Origin of the sequence: Nocardioides sp. NPDC004968 (genome assembly GCF_040608935.1) — a bacterium.
Lineage (GTDB): Bacteria > Actinomycetota > Actinomycetes > Propionibacteriales > Nocardioidaceae > Nocardioides.
In genome coordinates, this window is record NZ_JBEXJF010000074.1 from 1 (window position 1) to 4799 (window position 4799).

A 4799-nucleotide genomic window follows, 5' to 3' on the forward strand; every position below is an offset into this window, starting at 1 on the left:
ATCTCGGCGACGTGCCCTGGGAAGAGGATGAGGCGGCTCGCGCATGGTATGCGAGGATCAAGTCGAGACCGAGCTTCCGGCGGACGACGCAACTGCCTTCTCGGCCGACGCAACTGCCTTCTCGGCCGACGTACCTGACGTTTCGGCCGACGTACCTGCCTTCTCGGCGCTAGGGGAGGCGGATCTGGCGGCCGTCGGCACCACGTTGGGAGCCGGTGATGCGGTCGCAGGAGCCGGTGTCGACCCAGCAGCGGAGGTACCAGGACTCGGCAGCGGTCGCGGTGTAGAGGACGACGCTGCGGTCGGACTCGAAGCCGGCGACGCGTACCTTCTCGACGGAGTCGGGTACGCGCAGGTCGATGTGCTCGGAGGTGCTCATGTTGACCGCGATGCCGCGCTCGGCGCCGTAGCTGATCATCCCGGGGTCGCTGGGGTTGCGGGCGATGGCGACGATCGAGCCGTCGGGGGAGTCGGCGACCGAGCCCGGCAGCGGTGCGTGGACGCCGGGCTGGGTGAGGCTGCCGTCGGCCTCGATGGCGGCGAAGCGGGCCTCCCACTCGCTGGGGTTGTGGAGGAGTACGCCGCGGCGCAGCGGGATCAGCTGCTGGTAGCCGAGCGGCAGCGAGATCCGCTGGGTGGCCTCACCCGGATCCCAGGCGGTCACCGGCGGCCGGGAGACGGTGAGCTCGCCGTAGTTTCCGGGCACTGCCGGCGGGGCGGGCACGATTCCGGTGCGGAAGTAGGCCCGGGTGCGGTCGGTGCCGAGGACCGCGGTGGCCGCAGGCGTGCCCTCGAGCACGAGCCGGTCGGTCTCCTCGCCCGTCGTGGTGTCCACCGCGACGAGGGCGGAGGCGGCGTCGTCGGTCTGCTGGAGCGCGAAGAGCTGGTTGCCGTCCTTGCTCAGGACCGGCTGGGTCCACAGGCCGGGGACCTGGATGGTCGACCCGCGCCGCGCGATCCACACCGGACCGGGCTTGTCGGCGCGCTCGTACATCAGCACCGTCCAGCCGGCCACGCTCATCTGGGAGCCGAAGACCTTCTGCGGCTTCGCGCCGAGCTGGAGCCGGCCGGCCTGGTCGACGAAGGGCAGGGTCGTCGCGGGGCCGACGGGCAGATCGGCGTACGTCGCGGGGATGGCCGGCTCGCTGTTGCGGACCGTCGGAGCGGGCGGCGCCGGCGTCGGTACGTTGGCGCCCGTGCGGCCCTCGGCGAGCCGGGTCGTGTGGACGGCCAGCCAGGCCACGGAGGCGATCAGGGCGAGGATGATGCAGGCCGAGAACAGGATCCCGGCGCGGCTGGGCCTCACCGTGGTCTGCGGCTCCTCGAGCACCACGGCGGGCGGCTCCTCGTCGATGTGCACGTCGGTGATGGTCGTACCTTCCTCGTCCTGTCTCCCGAAGGCTGCGATGTCGAAGCGATGCTGCGGACGTGCCCCGAGTCTCTCCACGGTAACCACGTGAAGGCGTCGGAATCAGGAGCGATCAGGTGAACAATCCGTTTTCACATGCCGTCGGTATGTCCGGAAGTCCCGGAGATGGCCTAAGGTCGATCGGGTGGTGAGAAAACGAGTAGTTGATGCAGGCAAACAGGCCGGAAGAGTAGTCGGCGCGGTGCGGGAGACGGCCGGGAAGCTGGTCGCCGACGTGGTGTCCGGCAAGGTCAAGGTGCCGCGGCCAGGGCGGCGTAAGGCGCCGGCCAAGGCCGCTGAGCCGGTCGTGGAGCCGCCCGCTGAGCCGGTCGCCGAGCCGGTGAAGAAGACCGCCGCCAAGAAGACCACTGCCAAGAAGAGCCCCGCGAAGAAGACGACGACCGCGGCGAAGAAGACGACGGCCACGAAGGCTCCGGCGGCGAAGAAGACCGCCGCCAAGAAGACGACCGCGAAGAAGGCCCCCGCGGCCCAGAAGACCCCAGCGGCCAAGAAGACCACCTCCGCTGCGACCACCCCGGCGAAGAAGACCTCTGCCGCGGCAACGCCCGCAGACACGACGCCTGCGGAGACGACGGCCGCGAAGAAGACTGCTGCCAAGAAGACGGCGGCGAAGAAGACGACCGCAGCCAAGAAGACGACGGCCAAGAAGGCTCCCGCGAAGAAGACAGCGGCGAAGAAGACGACCGCGGCGAAGAAGGCTCCCGCGAGCGGGGCATCGACAAGCCCGGCGACCGAGACCGAGACGCCGTCCGGCGACTCCTAGCCCGGACTCCCGACGCGCACGGAGGCGAGAGTCGTACGCGGCCCGAGGCCCAGGCTGCGTACGGTCTCGAGGTCCTCGAGAGTGTCGACGTCGTGGCGCAGCGAGCGGAGGTCGCCCTCCAGCGGATGGGCGCCGCCGTCGCGATGGGCGGTGGCGGACCCGGGCCCGAACGCGGGCCGGAACCGGTCGTGGGTCGCGGTGTAGAGGGTGGTGCCCCCACCCGCCGCGTCCTCGACGTACGCAGCCCCGAACCCGTCCGCCGCGCTCAGTGCCGCGTCCAGGTCGGCGGAGCGGAGTGCGGGCAGGTCGCCGCACAGGGCAACGGGGCGAAGCCCCGGCCAGCGGCGCCGGGCCTCGAGCGCTCCCTGCACGAGGGTCTCGTTGAGGTCTCCGCTGACTCCGTCGGGGATGACGGCGGCGCCGAGACGGGCGACGTCGGCGGCGAAGTAGGAGTCGTCGGTGATCACCAGCACGGCGCCGACGCCGGAGGCGGCCAGGCACGACTCGGCGGTGTCGAGGGCGAACGAGCGGGCGAGATCCGCCCGTTCGTGCGACTCGATTCCGACCAGCCGGGACTTGCCGCGCGCCGGAGGCTTGACGGGTAGCAGTACGACGTAACCGGGTGCAGGTACAGGCATCGAGGTAGATCCTGACAGGTATCTCACAACCACGCGGAGATGGCCCGGTAGCCTGCCCTGCGTGGGAAAGTACCGGAAGTTCCAGGAGGGCAAGCTCGGCTGGCCGTGGACCGTGGCTGTTGGCATCGTGAAGCCCGTCCTTCTCGCCACCACCAAGCACCAGTGGGTGGGCGGCGAGAAGATCCCGGAGAGCGGGGGAGCGGTGTTCGCGCTCAACCACGTCTCCGAGATCGACCCGTTCACCGCCGCGCACATCGTGTGGGACTACGGACGTAGGCCGAGCTATCTGGCCAAGGCAGCGTTGTTCAAGGGTCCGTTGGGCAAGTTCCTGCGGGCCGCCCGGCAGATCCCCGTGGATCGGACAGCAGGTGCGTCGGCGTTCGACGCGGCCGTCAAGGCCGTCAACGAGGGCAGCATCGTGGTCGTCTACGTCGAGGGGTCCATCACCAAGGACCCGACCGGCTGGCCCATGCGCGGCAAGTCCGGTGCGGCGCGGATCGCGCTCGCGACCGGTGCCCCGGTCTACCCGGTGGGACAGTGGGGAGCCCAGGAGCTGCTTCCGGCGTACTCTCTCAAGCCGCACCTGATCGGTCGCAAGATGATCCAGATGAAGATCGGTGACCCGGTCGACCTGAAGGATCTCGAGGTCCAGGAGCACACGCCGGCGGTCGTCAACGAGGCGACCGACCGGATCATGAAGGCGATCGTCGGCCTGGTGGCCGACATCCGGGAGGAGGAGCCGCCCAGCGAGCTCTTCGACCCGAAGAAGGCCGGTGTGAACGCGACCGGCGACCCCCGCAAGACGAAGAAGAAGGACGACAATTGAGTGGCAAGGTAGCGGTCTTCGGAGCGGGCTCATGGGGCACCGCGTTCTCGGTCATCCTCGCCGACGCGGGCAACGACGTGACCATGTGGGCGCGGCGTGAGGAGGTCGCCGCGGCGATCAACGACACCCACGAGAACCCCGACTACCACCCGGGCACCGAGCTGCCGCACAACATCAGCGCCACCCACGACATCGAGAAGGCCGCGCACGGAGCCGATCTGGTCGTCCTCGCGGCGCCGTCGCAGACGCTGCGCGCCAACCTCACCGACTGGGCGCCGTTCCTGCCCCAGGACGTACCGCTGGTCTCGCTGATGAAGGGCGTCGAGCTCGGCACCCTCGAGCGGATGAGCGAGGTGATCGCCCACGTCACCGGTGCGGGGCCGGAGCGGATCGCGGTGGTCAGCGGGCCCAACCTGTCCAAGGAGATCATCCGTCGCGAGCCCGCCGCCGGTGTGGTGGCGTGCGCCGACGAGGAGGTCGCCAAGACGATCCAGGCGCGTGTCCACTCGCCCGCGTTCCGTCCCTACACCTCGACCGACGTGGTCGGCTGCGAGATCGGCGGGGCCTACAAGAACGTGGTCGCGATCTCGACCGGGATGGCCGCCGGGATGGGGTTCGGCGACAACACCCAGGCGTCGCTGATCACCCGCGGTCTCGCCGAGACCGCACGCCTGGCGATGCAGCTCGGCGCCAATCCGATGACTCTCATGGGTCTGGCCGGCCTCGGAGACCTGGCCGCGACCTGCTCCTCGCCGCTCTCGCGCAACCGTACGTTCGGGGAGAAGCTCGGCAAGGGCATGACCACCGCCGACATCCTCGCCTCCAGCCACCAGGTCGCCGAGGGCGCCAAGTCCTCCCACTCGCTGCGCGAGCTGGCCGCGAAGGTCGGGGTCGACGTGCCGCTGGCGCAGTACGTCGACGACGTCGTCTCCGGCGCCAAGACCGTCAGCGAGATCATGGACGAGATGCTCGAGCGGCCGACGAAGGCCGAGACCGAGTAGGTTCCTTCGTCAAGGTATGCAGCCGAAGGCCCGCTTCCCGTGCGGAGTTCCGCACGCCGGCACGCTGTGGCGCTCCATCACGGCCAGCCAGTCGGCACTGTCAGCCTCGCCAAGCCGCTCCTCGATCAGCTCGCGCAGCTCC

5 protein-coding genes are annotated in these 4799 nt (G+C 69.8%); 3 read left to right on the forward strand and 2 right to left on the reverse strand.

Annotated elements, in window-relative coordinates:
• Positions 1 to 169 precede the first annotated feature (169 nt).
• Positions 170 to 1447 (reverse strand): hypothetical protein, encoded by a 1278-nt coding sequence (locus ABZU72_RS28575; protein WP_355022147.1) that lies wholly within the window; start codon positions 1445 to 1447, stop codon positions 170 to 172.
• 163 nt (positions 1448 to 1610) lie between these two features.
• On the opposite strand from ABZU72_RS28575, the gene ABZU72_RS28580 reads away from it, so the two are divergent.
• A complete protein-coding gene (locus ABZU72_RS28580) occupies positions 1611 to 2192 on the forward strand; it encodes a hypothetical protein (RefSeq protein WP_355022148.1) in 582 nt (193 codons plus the stop codon).
• Here ABZU72_RS28580 and cofC read toward each other — a convergent pair.
• A complete protein-coding gene (gene cofC / locus ABZU72_RS28585; RefSeq protein ID WP_355022149.1) occupies positions 2189 to 2830 on the reverse strand; it encodes a 2-phospho-L-lactate guanylyltransferase in 642 nt (213 codons plus the stop codon). The genes ABZU72_RS28580 and cofC overlap by 4 nt on opposite strands.
• Positions 2831 to 2891: 61 nt before the next feature.
• Here cofC and ABZU72_RS28590 point away from each other — a divergent pair, with 61 nt between their 5' ends.
• Both ABZU72_RS28590 and ABZU72_RS28595 read left to right on the forward strand, forming a co-directional pair.
• Positions 2892 to 3656, forward strand: coding sequence for a lysophospholipid acyltransferase family protein (locus ABZU72_RS28590; RefSeq protein WP_355022150.1), 765 nt, complete (start codon positions 2892 to 2894; stop codon positions 3654 to 3656).
• Positions 3653 to 4657: an NAD(P)H-dependent glycerol-3-phosphate dehydrogenase gene (locus ABZU72_RS28595; RefSeq protein WP_355022151.1), complete on the forward strand. Its 1005-nt coding sequence runs from the start codon at positions 3653 to 3655 to the stop codon at positions 4655 to 4657. The genes ABZU72_RS28590 and ABZU72_RS28595 overlap by 4 nt, the downstream gene beginning before the upstream one ends.
• Positions 4658 to 4799: the final 142 nt, after the last annotated feature.

Coding starts and splice junctions, on each gene's coding strand:
- cofC (WP_355022149.1), bottom strand. CDS start 2,830: ATGCCTGTACCTGCACCCGGTTACGTCGTACTGCTACCCGTCAAGCCT.